At 69.8% G+C, this 18,374-nt stretch carries 13 protein-coding genes; 7 read left to right on the forward strand and 6 right to left on the reverse strand.

Annotation, left to right across the window (positions count from 1 at the left end):
* Positions 1–852 precede the first annotated feature (852 nt).
* A complete protein-coding gene (locus OG223_RS00005) occupies positions 853–1,041 on the reverse strand; it encodes a hypothetical protein (protein ID WP_329240454.1) in 189 nt (62 codons plus the stop codon).
* 523 nt (positions 1,042–1,564) lie between these two features.
* On the opposite strand from OG223_RS00005, the gene OG223_RS00010 reads away from it, so the two are divergent.
* The 7 genes from OG223_RS00010 to OG223_RS00040 all read left to right on the forward strand — a co-directional run bounded on the left by OG223_RS00010 (position 1,565) and on the right by OG223_RS00040 (position 12,869).
* Positions 1,565–2,464 carry a hypothetical protein gene (locus OG223_RS00010; protein WP_329240457.1) on the forward strand — a complete coding sequence of 300 codons (900 nt, stop codon included), beginning with the start codon at positions 1,565–1,567 and terminating at the stop codon, positions 2,462–2,464.
* A gap of 167 nt (positions 2,465–2,631) precedes the next feature.
* Positions 2,632–2,874: a hypothetical protein gene (locus tag OG223_RS00015; protein WP_329240460.1), complete on the forward strand. Its 243-nt coding sequence runs from the start codon at positions 2,632–2,634 to the stop codon at positions 2,872–2,874.
* 232 nt (positions 2,875–3,106) lie between these two features.
* Positions 3,107–4,423: an AlbA family DNA-binding domain-containing protein gene (locus OG223_RS00020; protein WP_329240463.1), complete on the forward strand. Its 1,317-nt coding sequence runs from the start codon at positions 3,107–3,109 to the stop codon at positions 4,421–4,423.
* A gap of 821 nt (positions 4,424–5,244) precedes the next feature.
* Entirely contained in the window at positions 5,245–7,701 is a 2,457-nt protein-coding gene (locus OG223_RS00025; protein ID WP_329240464.1) for a hypothetical protein, read from the forward strand.
* Positions 7,698–8,228 (forward strand): hypothetical protein, encoded by a 531-nt coding sequence (locus OG223_RS00030; protein WP_329240467.1) that lies wholly within the window; start codon positions 7,698–7,700, stop codon positions 8,226–8,228. The genes OG223_RS00025 and OG223_RS00030 overlap by 4 nt, the downstream gene beginning before the upstream one ends.
* Positions 8,229–8,453: 225 nt before the next feature.
* Positions 8,454–10,973 carry a DEAD/DEAH box helicase family protein gene (locus tag OG223_RS00035; RefSeq protein WP_329240470.1) on the forward strand — a complete coding sequence of 840 codons (2,520 nt, stop codon included), beginning with the start codon at positions 8,454–8,456 and terminating at the stop codon, positions 10,971–10,973.
* A gap of 243 nt (positions 10,974–11,216) precedes the next feature.
* On the forward strand, positions 11,217–12,869 hold the full coding sequence (locus OG223_RS00040) for a hypothetical protein (RefSeq protein ID WP_329240473.1): 1,653 nt from the start codon (positions 11,217–11,219) through the stop codon (positions 12,867–12,869).
* A 342-nt stretch (positions 12,870–13,211) separates the two neighbouring features.
* Here the strand turns inward: OG223_RS00040 and OG223_RS00045 are convergent, their stop codons facing one another.
* From OG223_RS00045 to OG223_RS00065, 5 genes are all read right to left on the reverse strand, one after another.
* Entirely contained in the window at positions 13,212–13,511 is a 300-nt protein-coding gene (locus tag OG223_RS00045) for a hypothetical protein (RefSeq protein ID WP_329240476.1), read from the reverse strand.
* Positions 13,512–13,677: 166 nt separating this feature from the next.
* Complete coding sequence (locus OG223_RS00050; protein WP_329240479.1) at positions 13,678–14,298, reverse strand: hypothetical protein; 621 nt, start codon at positions 14,296–14,298, stop codon at positions 13,678–13,680.
* Positions 14,299–16,173 (reverse strand): DnaB-like helicase C-terminal domain-containing protein, encoded by a 1,875-nt coding sequence (locus OG223_RS00055; RefSeq protein WP_329240481.1) that lies wholly within the window; start codon positions 16,171–16,173, stop codon positions 14,299–14,301.
* A gap of 1,464 nt (positions 16,174–17,637) precedes the next feature.
* The gene (locus OG223_RS00060) at positions 17,638–18,066 is read right to left on the reverse strand and encodes a hypothetical protein (protein WP_329240484.1); all 429 of its coding nucleotides are present in this window, start codon (positions 18,064–18,066) and stop codon (positions 17,638–17,640) included.
* Positions 18,051–18,320 (reverse strand): hypothetical protein, encoded by a 270-nt coding sequence (locus OG223_RS00065; protein ID WP_329240487.1) that lies wholly within the window; start codon positions 18,318–18,320, stop codon positions 18,051–18,053. Before OG223_RS00065 ends, OG223_RS00060 begins: the two co-directional genes overlap by 16 nt.
* Positions 18,321–18,374 lie beyond the last annotated feature (54 nt).

Consider the following 18,374-nt stretch of genomic DNA (forward strand, 5'->3'; position numbering starts at 1 on the left):
CGCCGCTCCGCGACGGTTTGTAACGCGCGCTCCGCGACGTCACAAGCTGGCTAGAGGGCAAGGCGCCGGACCTCGCTAGCCGTTACATAATTTAAGTGGCTGCATCATTCGCTTTGAAAGCTCTGATACGTCTCTGATCTGATACGTCTCTGACCTGCTAGTACATCTCTTATTGTGCTCGACTGCTCGCGAGGTGAAGCTGGGTCTTGGTGTTGAAGCGCCCTCCGGGCACCCCTTCCCTCACCTAATATGTACCCGCTACGTACGCTCTCTGGGCGGTACATAATTTACGTAACGACTACTCTCCGTATTTATAGTAGTGGTCTGGACCTCTAGTGAACACCCTATGCTTAAAGTAGCGACAAGAAACCTCTCCGGGAATTCACTCATCGCATTGTCTGTTTTCTTTTGGAGTGTTGGGTATTCTGTATTGATTCTCTCTGGATGGTGTTATCAAAAGGGGGTTGAATCGTTGTTTCATGAAGCCCGCAAATACCGGGACCTGATTTGAGGCTCCCCTTTTCATTCTTGTGCTCGGTTTTCTTTAGTTTCCAGAAAAGAGTGAGCACCACCCGCCAGCGTCAACAATCAGGTCAACGCACCTACGCCATTGACGCTCAGACGACGAGGACCAACTGACACTTCCCCACAGACCATCACAGCGATCATGGTCGTACCTCCGTCCAGCGGGAGTTTCCCGCCTCACCCCTTGGCGGGGCTCAGCGCCCGGAGGACAGCATCAGGCTGCCGACGGCTTCTGTCCCGGCCCGCAGCCGACCAGCCGCCGGCCTCTCCCCCACCGGACCCCGGCCTGTCGAGGCCCGGGGTCTCGTACTGTGGCCCGGCCGGCGGCTATCGCCCTGCGTCCCAACCGGTGAGCTGTTGGCGGTAGTCGGCGTTGAGCCGGGCGATCTGGATGTCTCCATCAGGGGTCAGGACGTAAGGCTGGTGCGCTCCCATGTCGGCCAACAGATCTGCGACGAGGGCGTAGGCCGCGACCACGGCCTCCCGCCTGTCGGTGACGATGGCACCAAGGTCCACCGTGGTCTGTGCCGGGCTTTCCGAAAGCGGCGCAACGGTGCCGTCCCTCGGGTAGGCCTCCTCTGACGCAACCAGGCGCACCGGCCCGTCGACGCCGTCGAAGCGCTGGAACGCAGCGGACAGAGCAGGAGCAGCCCTGGCAGCCGGGCCCGAACGATCTGCCCTTCACGGGGTAGTGCGCGGAGGCTCCAGGCGAGGTCGCCTGGAGCCTCCGCCGTCGACGCCGCCAGAACGTCCAGGAGGTGTGCCGCCCGCTGCTGCCCCGTCGTCTGCCGAGCACGGAGTCAGAAGACCAGATAGTCAAGTGACGGAACCTGGGGCGACAAAGATCATCGTCTGAAGCGTTAACGTTTATGACCGCTGTATGGCGGCCCGCCAGGGTGTTCGGGGTAAGAGTGGCTTCCAGGTGGCGTCATCGTGTTTACGGGTTCTCCGATAACCCGGTCTGAGAGGGAGGCGGACGGCCCGCCCGCCCCGGATATCGGCACCCGATCCGTCCGACCGCAGGGGCACCATAGGGGGCGTGAACAACGATCTCACCGTGCTCCAGCGGCAGAAGGCCGTGAGCCGGGACGCCACGATACGGATGCTGCTGGACAAGTCCAAGCGCTCCGGCCGTGCCGTCCCGATCCGGCGTGCGTTCGTCCAGGATGCCGAACCCGGCCTCCGCCTGGTCACGCGGCCCGGCCTGTTTCCCCAGCTGCTGCGCAGCCCCGAGCGGCTGGAGCTCTTCCTCTTGATCCACTGCGTCACGGCCAAGGTCGACTGGGGCGTGACTGCGCGGTCGGAGACCTGGGGGCGCGCGACGGGGATCTCCTTCGCCACCAACGGCGCGGCGAGCGCCGCGGTCTCCCGGCACCTGTCGAAGCTGAAGGCCCTGAAGCTGATCAGCACCGCCCCGGACGGCCGGATGACCCGGATCACCAAGCTGCTGGAGGACGGCTCTGGGGCCCCGTACTCGCTGCCGTCGGGCAGTGACCAGGGAACGCGCAAGGACACCTATTTCCGGGTGCCCTTCGCGTACTGGGAGCAGCACTACTACAAGTCGCTGTCGATGCCGGCGAAGGCGATGCTGTTCATCTTCATGGCCATGCGCAACCCCTCCTCCATCGTCATGCGCAAGGACCGGGAGTTCGCGGCCTGGTACGGCGTCTCCCCGTCGACCGTCAGCCGCGGCATCGCGGAGCTGAAGGCGAAGGACCTGCTGTACGAGTTCGTCTCCGAGCAGTTCCTGGACGGCTCCTCCGTCTTCGGCCAGAGCACCCGGGTCCGGTGGGCACTCGCCGCGCCGTTCGACCTGAACATCAACAAGAAGGACCGGGAGACCGCGGAGACCGCCTGGACCCCCCAGGGTGCCGCCGCGACCGCGCTGCGGATCGCCCCCACCGTCCCCGTGCTCGCCGCGGCCCTGCCGCCGCGATGAACACCGCCGGGGAGCTGCGGCCCCCGGCCTCACGACTCCCGGCCCGGCACACCCGGGTCGGGCGCGGCGCAGGCCGCCGCCCCGCAAACGGGCGACGGCCCCCTGTTGGAGCAGGGAGCCGCCCAGTGAAGAAACCGACAGTCACTCCCCAAGGAGGCACCATCAGCATGTCCAACGAGCCTAAGGGCACCGACCGGCTGGCGTCGACCCGGCACCACCTGCGCAAGGGCACGCCGCGCCGCATCTGGTCCAGGACCCGGGACCGGGTGCGGCAGATGCTGGACGGCGGCCGCCGCCGTCGCCTGCGCGCCCTCGCGCGTACGGCGGGCTACGGCATCCTCCGCGGCTCCGCCGGCGCCGTGGGCGCGAGCGGGACCGGGTGGATCATCTGGTGGATCCAGCAGCGCTGACCCGGCGCACCCGCTGATCCCACATCCGCCGACCTGGTGGTCCCGGTCCTGAGGCCGGGGCCACCAGCGGCTCCCCCTGTACGACGGTCACTGCACGCGCGCCGTCGTACGGGGCCAACTACAAGGGGCGAGAGCCGAGTTCGGTCACCGGTGCGCAACACGAGACGGCTCAGTTCGGCACGCCGCAGCACCCCGCGCGGGCGAGGCACTCGTGCGCGTAGGCTCCGGCGGCATGGCCGTCGACAGCATGGTTCAGCTCGTCTCCTCTCTCGCCGCACAGCGGCCGCACGAGATCCTGGGCACGCCAGAGAGCGAGTGGGTCGACTTCAAGAGCGTCCCGCCCGCAGGGCCGTACGACCTGAGCACCGACAAGGGCAAGTTCGAGCTCGCCAAGGACGTCGCCGCGTTCGCGAACGCCAGCGGCGGTCTGATCGTGTGCGGCTTCAAGGCCAAGAAGAAGCAGACCGAGCTCCACGAGGTCGCGGAGAAGGCCACGCCCTTCGACAAGAAGGTGGTCGACAGCACGAAGTACAAGGACGTCATCACGGAGTACGTACGCCCGCTGCTCAAGGTGGAGTTCTTTTGGTTCGACCACCCGGCCGAGGACTCGGACGTGTCCGGGCACTATTTCGTGATCGAGGTACCGGCGCTCCCAGAGGCCGACCGGTGGGCGATGGTCAACCGGGGCATCACCGACAACGGCCAGTTCATCAAGAACAGCTGGACCATCCCGATCCGCAACGGCGACACCACCGCCTACCTCTCGCCGGATGAGGTCTACCGGCTCCTGAACGACGGCCTGCACACGCGGCGTGGGCCCGCCGTCGCGCCCACGCCGGCTGCGGACCGGGCAAGGGTCCGGGAGACCTTGCGTACCGCCGCGGGCATGGAGGAGACGCCGGTGCTCTTCTTCCAGAGCGTCCCCGACCATCCGCGCGGACTCGTCTCCGGCATGTACGCCGACGGCGGCCTCCGAGACATCCTGGGCAACCAGGACACGCTCCGTGAGGCCTACGCCTTCAACTGGGCTTCGGAACACAACCGGCCGGAACCTCGTGCTGGCGGTCTCCTGCTGGCCGACGGTTCCCGCCGTGGGCTGCAGATCGAGTCGGACGGGGCGGTCACCGGGGCCGCAGCCGCGAACGAGAACATGCTGGGCTGGGCGATGGAGCCCGGAGTCCCCCAGCCCAGCAGGATCAGCGTGTTCGTGCTGACCGAGATCACGCTGGAGTACTTCCGGCTGGTCGACCGGCACGTCCTTCCCCTGGTCGACAGCACCTGGACGCACCGGATCGTCGCCTCGGACTTCACCCGCCCACCGGCCCGTACGCTGGCCCCCGGCAACGACCCGTCCTTCCCCCTCCGAGGCGCTCCGCAGCCTGCCACAAGCGACACCTGGAACCACAGCTGGCAGGCCGTGGGCAACCCGGAACGCGACGCGTACGAGGCGCTGAGCCGCATCTACTCGCTCTTCGGCCTCGATGTCAGCACCAACCCCTTCGTCGACGCGGACCGTGTGGTCACGGCAAAACTACCGACGAAGGAATAGCGGTCCTCCGTCCCCGCCGCGCCTCATCTGGGGCGCGGAGTGGTGGCCGGCGTGAAAATGACATGGCCCTTCATCACTCATGCCAGCAACGAGTGAGCATCACCCTCCAGCGTCAACAACCAGGTCAACGCACCTGTGCCATTGACACTCAGACGACGAGGACCAACTGACACTCCCCCGCAGACCATCACGCCGCGCTCGGCATGTACGGCCTGACGGTCGAGGACTGGGCGCAGATGCTGGGGGCGGCCGAGCGTGGCGAGGGACCGCCCGTGGACTGGGGCCTGTTGGAGCGGCACGCGGGTGTGGTGGGTCCGGTGAAGCGGGCCAGTGACGAGGAGCTCGTGCGGGCGCGGACCGTACGGACGGAGGGTACAAGGCGGACGGTGAGAGGTGAGGGGTGTACGGCATGGATGGCGCGATGTGCGTGATCTTGTAATTCTACGCGCGTTATGCATACAACTTGTCCATTTTGTCGATGACCTGGCACTCTGTCAGAGCACGTCAGTGGTCCTGACGACCTACCAGCCCCGTGCCGCCGTCCGGCGGAGAGGGCGTTGAGCTGCACGCTGCGGAGGCCCCCCTGCTTTCGAGGGGAGTTGTCCGGTGGCGTGCGCCGTCTCCGGTGGTGGACTCGAAGGGGCAGACGGTCCTCGCCGGTACGCGCTCGGTGTGCGTGACGGTGACGGCGGCCCTCGCCGGTGCTCCCTGGACAGGAGTGCCTGCGGTTCGGGGTGCGTGTGGCACCCGGCAGGACCGCCGGATGCGTTTCGTCGCACCCGGGGCCATGAGGGTTCCCGGAAAAGGACCGTTTGTCTCTCATGTCTTCCCGCAAGGCCCCTGAAGGGCCCTTCCCCTATCCGACCACCGCTGAGTGGGCGGAGAACCTCTACGAGGCCATCGCCAACACCTGCGCGGCCGAGGGCTTCGCGCCCGCTCCCCGGCCGGCCGTGATCGAGGGCCTCGCCCCGGCGCTCGGCCGGGGCGAGGCCAAGCGTGTCATCGAACGCCGCCGCGACGGCGGCCGCTTCCTGCGCCCGACGGCCTTCCATGTCGAGCAGCGCGACACCGACGGGGCGCTGCTGCTGCTGAATGTGGCCCTGCACGGGGCGGCGACGCTGCCCTGGGTCAACAACGACCGCACGCGCAGCGACTGGCTCCACCCCTCGCCCGCCAACCAGGCCCGTCTGGAGGAACTCGTCGGCCGGCAGCGGGCGGTGGCCGGTGGGTCCCTCGCGCTGGAGCGTGCGAAGACGGCACAGCGGGGGCTGGCCGCGACCGCGACGCCGGCGGAGAAGGACGCCGCGGTGGACGCGGTGAAGACCGCCGAGAGCGAACTGGCCCATGCCCAGCGGGAGCTGAAGGCGGTGGAGCAGGCCCTGGGCGGCCGGCGTCCGCTGCCGGTGGTGCGGGCCGTCGTCGAGGACGGGGTGCCGCTCGCGGCGCTCTCCGCGCAGGAGGTTTCCGCGGAGGTCGCCGTCGAGGTGCAGCACTACGCCGTGGAGATGCTGCAGCGGCGGGCTCGGCAGCGTTCCTACGACCTGGCGGAGTCCCTGGTGCAGGAGGGCCAGCGGGAGTCCACGGTGGTCGTGCTCCAGCGGACCCCGGTGGTCGACCGCAACGGGACCCGGCGGGACATCTGGCGGGGCAGTCAGGTCACGGGCGCCAACCGTGCCGACGCCCGGCTGAACGTCTTCGGGGTGTCGGCGCAGCAGCTGTTGACCGGGGTGCCGCAGTATCTGCTGCGGCTGCCCGGGGAGGAGGAGAACCGGCGGCTGGTCGTGCAGGGGCTCGGCGAGGTGCTGCGCCGGATCAGCACCAACCTCAACAACGGGTACGCCGATTCCGACCATGGCGCGGAGGGGCGTCCGAAGCGCGCCGCTCGGATCGCGCAGGTGTCCGCCCGTGTCGTGGTCGGCGCCAGGAAGCCGGAGCGGCTGGAGGAGTCGCTGCGCCAGCTGAACGTGCACGAGCACCTGCGCGGCCAGCTCGACTACGACGACATGGACCGTGCTCTGGGACTGTGGTCGACCCTGGTCAAGGCCTACCAGGCCAAGGGCCTGCTCGGTGAGCTGCTCGCCAAGGAGGTCGCCCAGAACCGCATCGGGGCCGGTGCGCTGGACGAGGATGCGATCGCCGACGCCCTGGTCGGGGCCCGGGCGCTCGACGAGCTCACGGTGCTGCTGTCCCCGGGGGACGAGGTGAGCCCTCTGACTCTGCGGGATGTGGCGATCCGCTGTGCCACCGTGATGGTGTTCCCGCCGGTCCCGCCGCGTCCGCAGGACCTGGCACCGCACGCCGCCATGCCCACCGGCCGGTACTGGCCCGTGGTGCGCACCGCCCTGCAGGAGGCTCCGTGGAGCCAGTCGAACGGGCCCAGGGCCGAGCGGCGCGCGGAGATGTGGGCGGCCGTGGTCGCCCAGCAGTTCGTCCACCGCGGCCCCCTGCTCGCCGTCCGGGGTCTGTTCGGCGCCCGCGATGTGCAGTATGGGGTGCGGCCGGACGCGCGCAGTCTCACCTCGATGCTGACGGCCTGCCGGCAGGGGGACGCCGAGGCCTGGGAGACCCTGGTGCGGCGGCACCTGGTGCCGGGACTGATCAACGCGGCCGAGCCGTTCGTCACCGCCGGCCAGGGCTCCGAGAAGAGCGAGGACCGCAAGGGCGTGCGGCGTACGCCGTCCAACGCGGTCCAGGCGCTGGTGGACGCCTACACCAAACCCTCGGAGGAGGTGACCCGTGAGCTGCTGGTCGCGTTCGCCGAGGCGGCGCTGCGCGCTCCCGACACCACGGCCGGGGACAGTCTGGTGCCGGGCACCTTCTGGGCGCCCGACGCCCATGGCGACCCGCGCGAGGGGGTTCTCGCCGACAAGCAGTGGTTCGACACCGTGTTCCCCAAGACCTCGATCCGCAAGATCAAGCGCGCGCAGCCGCCCACGGACGACACTTCCGGCGTCGAGGGCGAGGCGAGCGGCACGACGACCGTCGAGGTCGAGGAGGAGATCCCGGAGGACGCGCTCACCCGCATGACCCGCCTGCGCGCGGAACTGACCTTCCTGGTGGACAGCGGCAAGGACAGCGTCGCCACCGCCGCCGAACAGGTCCGCCTGCTCCTGACGACCGTCGAGGACGCCGTGCGCGCCCGTGAGGAGGCCGGCACCGAGGAGGAGCCCGCCGAGGTGCAGAAGCTGTACGTGAAGGACATCCGCGAGATCAAGAAGCAGTGCGCGCAGATCGTCGAGCTGCTGGATTCGGCCACCGTGGCGGTGACGTCGCTGTGAACGCCGACTGCTGCGCGGAACCGGTCGCCGGACCGCTGGTGGACATACGGGTGCTGCGGCAGGCGTGGACGGCGCTGGGCCCGCTGAGGTGCGGCACCTGGCCCGCCCCGTACAGCCTGGTGCCGCGGCACCGTCAGGAGAGCGTCGCGGTGCTGGACGAGGTGCTGGCCGGGCTGTACCTGGCGGTCGACGCCGACGGGCGGCTGCGGTGGCTGGGCAAGGCGCACCGCGACGGCGGAGTCGGTGCCCGGCTGCGGGATCACTTCCGTCATCCCGAGCGCGCCCGCGTCTACGCGGGGGTGTTCGTCGTGGAGGCCGATCCGTTCAGCCCTGCGAAGGCGGTCGAGGCCGCCGAGGGCCGGGCCGCCGACCTGATCGGGCTGCGCGGCCGCATGGGCCCGCGTACGTGGCCCGTGGTCACTCAGGAGCAGTGGCTCGCCCGGGTCACCTCCCGGCCCGCGTCGCGGATCGTCCGTCCCCGGCCTGCCGGGGACGACACCGGTGACCGGTCGGCGCCACCGGCCTGACAAACCGGGCCCGGTCCGTGAACGGTTGCCTTCCCGGCCGCCGCTTCCAGGCAGCCGGGAAGGCACCCCGCCGGTGGGCGTGGGAGCCGGCCCGTGGCAGGGCCGCACCAAGGTCTGGGGACGCCGGTGCGGAGCGAGGCCGTCGCCGGGTGTGCGGCGGTCCTGAGAAATCGGAAGAGCGCAGGCGGCGGGACGCCGCCTGGCCAGATGAAGGAGGACGGCGCGGTGGCGCTGGATTGGGATCGGATCGGTACGGGAGACAGCGAGGCGCTGCTGCGGCCCCGGGACATCTACGCGGGGCTGGCCAGCCGGCCGTGGCCGTACCTGCGGCATGAGCAGGGCGAGGTGCTGGACAAGTGGTTCGAGCGGCGCGGTGAACGCGATGTGGTGATCAAGCAGAACACCGGCGGGGGCAAGACGGCCGTCGGCCTGCTGATCGCGCAGAGCACCCTGAACGAGGGCATCGGCAAGGCCGTCTACCTGACCCCGGACAACTACCTCGTCAAGCAGGTCCGCGAGGAGGCCGCCAGGCTCAACATCGCCACCACGGACGATCCGTACGAGCAGGCGTTCCTCAACGCGCAGGCCGTGCTGGTGACGAACTACCAGAAGCTGCTCAACGGCAGGTCGGCCTTCGGTGTCGTCGGGGACGGCAAGGAGCCGCTCGATCTGGGCGTCGTCGTCGTCGACGACGCGCACGCCGCGCTGGCGCGGACCGAGGACCAGTTCCGGCTGCGGGTGCCCGCCGGGCACGAGGCGTACGACAAGCTGCTGCAGCTGTTCGCGCAGGACCTGCACCACCAGTCGGCGAACGCCTGGTCGGCTCTGGAGGACAAGGACCCCACCGCGTTGGCGCCGATCCCGTTCTGGGCGTGGGCCGACAAGCGCGACGAGGTGCTGAAGATCCTGCGCCCGCACCGCACGGAGCGGGTCTTCGAGTTCGTCTGGCCGCTGCTCGCGGAGGTGCTGCACCTGTCCACCGCGACGGCAACGTCGGCGGCGGTCGAGATCAGGCCCTCGTGCCCGCCGATTGACCGCATCCCGTCGTTCGTGCGCGCCCGCCGCCGGGTCTACCTGACCGCGACGCTCGCCGACGACAGCGCCCTGGTCACCGACTTCGGTGCCGACCCGGTCCTCGTCACGAAGCCCGTCACCCCGGGCAGCGCCGCCGACCTCGGTGAGCGGATGATCCTGGCCCCGGTGGCGCTCAACCCGAACCTGGATGACGAGGCCGTCCGCGTGCTGGCCCGCCAGTTCGCCGACGGGGACCAGGACGGCGACGGCATCGCCGAGACCGAGCCGGTCAACGTGGTCGTGCTGGTGCCCAGCGACCGGGCCGCCGCGAACTGGCGGCCCTACGCCCACCACATCTGGCGGGTCGGGGACCTCGAAGCGGGCGTGAAGGATCTCCAGGCCGGCCATGTGGGCCTGGTGGTACTGGTCAACAAGTACGACGGCGTCAACCTCCCGGCCGACGCCTGCCGTCTGCTGATTCTCGATCAGATCCCGCGGCCCCTGGACGGGGTGGAGCGGCGCGAGGCTGTCGCGTTGGCCGACAGCACGGTCCGTCTGGCCCGCGAGGTCCAGCGGATCGAGCAGGGCATGGGCCGCGGCGTGCGCGACGGCGAGGACTACTGCGCCGTCCTGCTGCTGGGGGCGAAACTCGCCACGGCGATCCATGACGCCCGCCACCTGGCTCTGTTCTCCCCGGCGACCCAGGCGCAGCTGAAGCTGAGCCGGGACATCGCCGGCCAGATCAAGGGCGAGGGGCTGGACGCGGTGAGGCAGGCGTTGCGGGCCTGCCTGGGGCGGGTGCCGCAGTGGCGCGAGCGCAGCCGCCGGGCGCTGGCGGAGGTGCGCTACGCCGAGCACGGGACGGTGCGGGACGAAGCCGTCGCGCTGCGCGAGGCGTTCGACCTCGCGGCCACCGGACGCGCCCCGGCCGCGGCCGAGCGGGTGCAGAAGGCGGTGAATGACCTCGGCGACGGCGACATGGCGCTGCGCGGCTGGCTGCGGGAGCAGAAGGCCGCCTACCTGCACCTCACCGACCCTGTGGCCGCCCAGCAGGCCCTGGCCGGCGCGCTGAACGACAACCCGTTCGTCCTGCGGCCCGTCAACGGCGGCGCCCCCGTCCAGCTCAAGGCGGCCGCGGTGCAGTCGCGTGCCGCCGCCGAGTTCCTGGCCGCCCGCTACCGCGACGGCGTCGGCCTCAGGCTCGGTGTGCAGGCGCTGTTCGAGGACGTGGTGTGGGGCGAGGAGGAGCGTTCCGACGACGCCGAGCGGGCCTGGCAGCAGCTCGGGCTGCATCTCGGGTTCGCCAGCACACGTCCGGAGAAGCTGTACGGCACCGGCCCGGACAACCTGTGGGCGCTCTCGGCGGCGCGGCAGGCCGTCGTCGAGCTGAAGACGGGCTGCACCACCGACACCATCGCGAAGAAGGACATGGACCAGCTCGGCGGCAGCGTCCGCTGGCTCAACGATCACAACGCCGAAGTGGAGGCCGTGGCGGTCATGCTGCACCCCAGCCGGGTCCGCGACGCCAAGGCGACCGCGGTGCCGGGCATGCGTGTCATCACCCCGGCCCTGTTCGAGAAGCTGAAGGAGGCCGTGACGGCCTACGCGGCGGCGCTCGCGAGCAGCCCGGACCGCTGGGCGGACGAACAGGCCGTCCGCGAACAGCTCACGCACCACAAGCTCACCGGCGACCGGTTCTTCGCCGCCTACTCCGAATCTCTGCGCGCCTGATCAACACCCGGACGTCAGAGGGGTCCTGGGCCGGTACGGGCCGCCGTGTATGACGGCGGGACCGTACCGGCCGACAGGCAGGTACGGCGGACGTATCCGGCGGGCCCGATGAGGGACAGCTGTGACCGGTCGGCAGCCCCGGCACCGTTCGCCCGGCCCGCCGCGGCCGGAGGGCGGTGGCGGGCCGGGGAACTCGGCGGCTGGGCGGGGCGGAATGTCAGAGGAGGTTCGTAGGGTGGGCGTGTGGTGAGAGTTCCGTGGGAGAAGCTGGCCGAGAACCCCAGCCTGTCGGAGTCCCTGGTGACGCTGCTGGTGATGCGCCTGCGGGAGCGGGCACAGGCGGTCGACGGGACGGGCGGGGACGGCGGCCGGGACCTGTTCGAGTACACCGACGACGGCGAACTGATCGTGTACGAGGCGAAGTCGTTCACCGGCCGGATGACCGCAGTGCGCCGCAGGCAGGTGGAGCGGTCGCTGGTGTCGGCGGCTCGTCACCAGCCGGACCACTGGGATCTCCTCGTACCGATCGATGCGACCCCCGCCGAGCAGCAGTGGTTCGACCGCCTGCGCGTCAAGTTCCCCTTCGTACGGCGGTGGCGGGGGCGCAGCTGGCTGGACGAGAAGGTGGCGGCCCATCCCGATCTGGTGCGCTACGCGCTGCAGGAGGCCGAGAGCTACGTCCTGGAGTGCATCGCCGATGCGCGTGCCGAACGCGACACGTTGGCCGGCGGGATCTCCGACTACGTCGAACGGGCCCGCGCACTGCATGCGCGGGTCCAGGAGATCTCCCCCCACTACGCGGTGCATACCTCCCTGGACGCCGACGGTCGGACGGTCGTGCACCTGACGCCGCGGGGGCCCGACCCGGACGGGCAGGGCACCATCCGGTTCACCGGCCGGGTCCGCTTCGCCGACGGAGACCCGCAGGAGGCCCGCCGAAGGCTGCGGTTCGAGGAGACCATGCGCTTCGGCGGCGAGGTGGAGCTGAGCGCGGACAACCTCGCCGAAGCCGCCCTGTCGGGCCCCGCCGGGCTGGGGCTGGAGCGGATCGCGGTGGGCGGTGTGCGCATCACCTCGCCCCAGCAGGAGGTGACGCCTCCACTGCAAGCGCAGGTCATCGTCCAGCAGCCCTCGGGCGTTCCGCTCGCCTCCCTGCCCGTGTCCTTCACGCACCGGGTGAGCGGTAGGGACGGCGGGACCCTCCACGGCAGTGACATGACGGGGTTGATGCGGGTACGGCTGCGCTACACCCACCGCGAGCTCTCCGCACAGCTGAAGTTCTCCTTCCAGCCGCCCGAGGCGGCGATGCCGCAGACGATGGTGCCCGTGCTCCGGCTGCTCAGCCAGGCCACGCCCGGTCGCTTCATGGAACTCGCCTTCGCCGGGCAGCCGGCCGGCCAGGTGCGGGCACCGATCAGCACGACCATGACACCTCAGGGCTGGCAGCCGGGAGAAGCCCAGCTGTGGGCCGATGCCTTCGACGACCTGACGCGGCTGCAGAGCAGGACCGGGCGTTTCTTCCCCGTTCCCGATGACTTCACCAAGCACGATGCGCGTGAGGTCAAGGACATCCTCTCCCTGCTCGACGGGGAAGAGATCGTGCTGCGGGGCGACACGGTGTCCATGGGCGTCGACAGCAACGAGGCCCTCATCCAACTCGGGGACATCCGCGCGGGGATGTTCCGCGTCACCGCCGGCTACGAGGGGATGCTCTTCACCCTCGGCGAGCATCAGATCGACCTCGGTCCCTGCACCGAGATCTACACCATGGACAAGATCCTGAACATGAAGGAGGCCCGGCGCGACCTCGCCGCGCGCGGGCACGCAACCGTGGTGATGCGCATCGCCGAGCGCTTCCCGGCCGTGCGCTACCTCGGGCCCGAACGGCCGGCGTGATGGCGGAGGATGTCCACCCCCACAGCGCGTCGCACCATCCGCAGCTGGAAGTACTGGGTCGGCCTGCCCATGCGGGCCATGGACGGTGTGACGGAGAAGGTCGAACCGCGCGAGTACCGGGTGTGGCTGAACCCGGAACAAGTTCATCCGGTCACGGGGGTGTCCTACGACCAGGTCCCGACGTACGGTCCGCCCCGAGATGAGTGTCAGGCCGCCTCGGCGTCAACTGGTGGGCGTGGGAGGTCGAGTCCTCGTGTGTGCGGGGTGGCCGGTGCTGGACGCTGGGGCCCGCGACCGCGCGTTCCGTGACTTCGGCGGGGCGGTCGAGGTGGCCCGTGCGTTCTACCTCGGCGCCCGTGCCGGCAGCCCGGACCCCTCCGTGGCCACCGGCTCGTGCGCGGACTGCCCGGCCCCGGCCAGGGCGCGGATCTGACGGACCAGCCGCGGCACGACGGCGGCGCCCACGATCACCAGGGCGCCGCCCGCGAGGGTGGTCCGGACGCCGACCATGCGGGAGAGCGGGCCCGCCGCGAGGTAGCCGAACGGCACGGGAACGAGCTGCCCGAGCGTCGCGTACGACAGTGCCCGGCTCAGCCGGTCGGCCGGGATGCGCTCCTGCACCAGGCCGGACCATACGGTCATGCTGATGGTGGTGGTCGGCGTGAAAATGACATGGCCCTTCATCACTCATGCCAGCAACGAGTGAGCATCACCCTCCAGCGTCAACAACCAGGTCAACGCACCTGCGCCGTTGACGCTCAGACGACGAGGACCAACTGACACTCCCCCGCAGACCATCACGGTCGTGTCAGGCTCCGATGCCGATGTAGGAGACGTAGGTGTAGGCGCCCCAGTCGGAGTCGAGTTCTGCGATGACGTCGTCCCAGAGGTCTTCCAGGGTGTTCAGGTCGCTGGCGACGAGGGCGTCGACGGCGTCGTCCCAGATGTAGCGGACCTGCCGGTGCTGGATCCTCAGGTTGTCTCGGCGGCGTGGCTCGTCGACGGTGGTCTGGTTGACGGGGTGGATCTCGATGCGGGTACCGCGGCCGCTGCGGTTGAGGTGTTGCTTGAGGGCGCCGGGGTTGGTGAGCACGTTGTGGGCTCTTAGGTTCCAGTAGGCGGTGTCGATCGCTTCGAGGTTGGCCGGGCGTGGGCGCTGGGTGCCGCGGGTCCAGGCGCGGATCGTGGCGGGGGCGGCGTGGATGCCGGCGTCGGCCAGGGCTTGGGGGCCGCCTTTGGTGGTGGTGAGGTAGCGCATGCGGGCTTTCAGGCCGCGGCGGGTGTCGACTGGGGATTTGATTCCGCCGTCGATGATCATGCGTTCGAGGGCGTCTTCGAGTGCCCGGGCGAGGGCGACTTTGCCGTGGACGTTTCCCGGGTCGCGGTCTGCACCGTAGTTGCCGAAATTCTTCCATCCGTCGGTCGACATCTATCGGGCGCTCTTCCTCGGCAGGGGGTACTGGTCTTTTTGTTTCATCTGGGTGGTGAGGCGGCCTTCGGTGAATACCGTGCGCCAGTCGCCGGCAACGTGCAGTTCGTCGGTGCCGCGGACGCGGACAACGGTCAGGCCGTTGCCGTGGGCCCGGTGGGATTTATACCAGAGGTTAGCGAATGCCTGGGAGCGGATGATGTGCATCCAGTCGGGTCGGCGGATGTCGCGGTTGACGCTTGATTCTCCGATGGTGGAGGTGAATTTCGAGTACATGGATTTGATGTATTCGACGGTCACCATGTCATCGGCCTTGATCGCGTTTGTGCGGGCCTCGGTCAGGACTCGGCGGAATTTTTCCAGGAGGCCTTCGCTGGTGCCGGAGGTCCAGCATTCGGTGATGTGTGGGGCCTCGCACAGGCCGAGGCGGGCGCAGCGGATGAGGAGGCGGATGGTGGCGTCGTCGAGGAGGACGGGGCCGTCTTCGCGGCGGTTGCCGATGGGGTCGGGCAGGTCGGTGTGGTGCCAGGTGGGGCGGGTGGGGAGGTGGTAGACGCCGGAGCGTTTGGGGTCGAAGCCACCGTGGGGGTCGTGGATGAGGGCGCCGATGGGCAGGTGGGTCTTGAAGGCGGACAGGAAGCTGGCGTTGGTGTCGAGGGCGTTGACGGTGATCGGGGGGTGAGTGCCGTTTTGCAGGGCGTCCGTGAGGTGGGTGTTGGTCCAGTTGTGGCGGCCTTCCCAGATTTCGTCGGCGCCGTCCTTGGTTTTCTTTCGGAGGAATTCGAGGGTTTCCGGATAGACGGTGTGCTCGTAATTTCCGCCGACGCGGGTTGCTTCGAACAGGGCCATTGCGTTCGGTACGGCCTTTTTCACCAGGGCTTCGGTTGCGGCGGTGATGTCACCGTCATGGTCGTGGAGGGCTTCGTCGACAGCGCGGGTGATCATGCCGGTGAAGTAGCTGTAGTCCCGGTTTGCGTAGCCGCCCTCGGACGGAGGTGGGGCGGTGGCGGGGCGGGGCGATGGCCTGCGGGCGGCGGCGGTGTGGGCTGTCGGGGCGGGCTGGGTGGGCGTGGGGTCCGGGGGTGGGCTGGTGGGGGCGGGGAGTGGCACCTGCGGGGGCTGTGCGGGGGTGTGCAGGCTCGCGGCCGGTGGCGGCGCTGGGGTGGTGGGGCTGGCGTAGGGGGTGGCCGGGTCGGTGATGCGGGCGTGGGCAAGGTCGGCGTGGAGAGTGAGGGTGGCCTGCGGGCCGAGGTCGCGTTCGGTGATGGTGGCGTGGATCTGGTCGGCGTCGCGGGTCAGGATGATGGTGATGTCGAGGCTGAGCGCGGCGATCAGCTGGGGGTCGTCGGTGTCGACGGCGGCGAGGACGGGGAGCTCGTGGGTGCGGGCCAGATGAGCGAGGGCCTGGGCGGCGTCAGTGATCTGGACCGGGCCGGACAGCGGCACTCGGGGGTCTTCGGTGGTCTGCAGACGATCGACCACGACGAGGGCCAGGCCGGGCAGGTCCGGGACGCTTTCGGCGATCGCGTCGGTGGTCAGGTCGGTGCCGTCGTCGATGTACAGCGGGGCTGAGGCGAGGTGGTGGTGGAGGGCTGCGGTGTCGTCCTGCTCGGTGGGGGTAAGGCGGCCGGCTCGCAGGCGGCGGTAGTCGACAGGCAGGTGCGCGGCGACGATGCGTGCGGCGATGTCGGCTCGGGTGAGTCCGGATGCGGCATACAGGACGGGTTGGTGCTGGTCGAGGGCGCTGGTGCGTGCGGCGGCGGTGGCGATCAGGCTGGATCCGGCGCCTGGGGCGGCGGCGACGAGATAGAAGCGGCCGGGCTGGAGGCCGCCGAGGGCGTCGTCCAGGGTACGGATGCCCGTCGGGAGGCCCATCAAGGATGTGGGGGTGGGGGTTTCACCGGCGGGGACGGTGGCGGGAAGGACGGTGTCCAGGGCCTGGGCGAGTGCGGCCAGCCGTCGCGGGGTGCGCGGCGCAGTGATGACTGGTGGGCCGCTGGCCGGGATGGCTGTCTCGTGGCCGGTACTGGGCGTCGCCGGAACAGGGGCCAGCGGGCCCGGCTGGGGCGGGCCCAGCTCGGGCGGGGCCGAGGAGGCTGCGGGGAGGGCGGCCGTCGGTGTGACCGGGTGCCGGAGGGCCGGAGGGCCGGGTGTGGGGGTGGCAGGGGTTGGAGCGTTAGCGGCTGGCGAGCCAGTGGGTGTGGCTGGGGGGATGCCGGGTGAGGCGGGCGGCGTGTGGGCGGGTGCAGGCGTGTCTTGGGCTGCCGGGGCCGGTTCCGGCAGGGGTTCTGAGGGCGTGGTGGGTGTAGTGGCCGCTTCGGCAGGGGTAGTTGTCGGCGCGGGTACGAGGTCTTTGACGGCTTCTGCTTCGGCTGCTGTTGCGGTCGGAAGGGGGTTCTGGACTGCTTGCTGGCCCTCAGGGGGTGGTGTGGTGGAGTCCGGGGCTGCTGTTGCAGCCGGAGCTGCTGTGTCGGGTGCGGGCTCGGCTTGAGGTGCGGGCGGGGTGGGGGTGCCGTCCGCGGCTGCGGGGAGCAGGACGGCGACGGGGGTCTTGTGGCGGCACAGCACCTGGGGATGGCCCTCGGCGCCGTACTGGATCAGATCCCCGAGCTTTTTGCGGGCGTCCGCAACACTGTGGGTGGTGGCTTGGGTGAGGTCCCAGCCCAGTTCGGTCGCGTGGGCGGGGGTGGTGAGCAGTGCATGGTGCGGGCCGCGCGTCAGGGGTGTGGGTTCCCCCTGGATGGCTGCGTCGATCATCTGCCGGAGCTTGCTGCGGGCCTCGTGCAGCGTCGTCGGGACGTGGGGTGTTTCCGCGTCAGGGGCGGCCGCTGTTCCCGGCTCGTCCAACGAGCCCTCAACTGACTCGGGTTGACTGTCCTCGCCGTGTCGGCGGCCGGCGTCCTCGGAGGCTGTCCTGGCCGCTGCGGACGGGATGGGAGGTGTCGGGAAGCTCAGAGGCCGATTACCCGCCCAGCGCGGAGCCTGGTCGGACGGCTCGGTCAGGGCTTCGGCGGGGTTGTCCGGCACGGCAGCGCCGGAAGACGCCTCACCGGCGGTGTGGGATGAACGCGAGGAGGGCACCCTGGGACTCCAAAGCAGAAGCGGCAAGCGGGTTGCGAGGGGAAGGTCGGGCAGTCGGCTCGGCAGCGGCCGCCAGCAGGATGCGGAACGACCATGCCGCCAAAAATGTAACGCTGCCACCCATCCTAGCTGACGGTACATAACATTGGCGCGAATTATGTAACGCCAGGGTTGGCGTCGCGGGTGATCCCGCCCGGTCCTGCCCGGGAGGATGGTTGGCAATGGGCGGAAGGCGGCAGACAGGTGGTCCGGGAGCCGTCAGGCTCCATGGGCAACCTGCCCCGTGGGGGTGGCGCGCTCTACCAAGACCTTCAACTGGGCTCGGAAGGCGGCCTGCTCAGCGGCCCGCGCTTGCTTCTGGGCCTCGTCCTCCGGCTCGTCGTCACCCTCGGGTTCGTCGTAGTCCTCGTACAGCCAGTCGTCCACAGCCTGCCGATACGCCCTCTCGCACATCCGTTCCTCGTAGTCCTCGTACGTCTCGTCCGGATGGACCTGCCCGGTGCGGCGCTTGATCTCCCCGTCGCGCTCGCGGCGTTCCAGGTACTCCTGCACGACCGGGTCGCCATCCGCGCATGTATACCCCCCTCTCATGGGCAGTTCTGGCGGCTGCAGGTGGTGCTCAATACGGTCGAGGACCGCCTGCCACTCGCCGGCGGGCACGTCGAAGGCTTTCAGGAGCGCGGCCAACTGCTCACGGCTGGGCAGGATGTCCCCGCCCAGGACAGGTGGGCCGTCGAACGCGGCACCCGGTGCCCGTCGGCGCCGGTCGCCCGCTCGATGGCGCTGTACGAGGGCTGGCCGGCCCGCAGGCTCAGCCGGGTCAATGCCTGTCCCAGGGAGGGCCGGGATACGGACCTGCCGGCCCGCAGGCCGCGGCCTGCCAGGTGCGGGCGCGCCTTCTCGATCGCGGCCGCCTTCCACAACTTCCGGGCTGGCCCCACAGCAACAGTCGCCGGCTGAGCCTGCTCCCACGCAACTCATCAGTGTCAGAGCTG

Origin of the sequence: Streptomyces sp. NBC_01478 (assembly GCF_036227225.1) — a bacterium.
Taxonomy (GTDB): domain Bacteria; phylum Actinomycetota; class Actinomycetes; order Streptomycetales; family Streptomycetaceae; genus Streptomyces.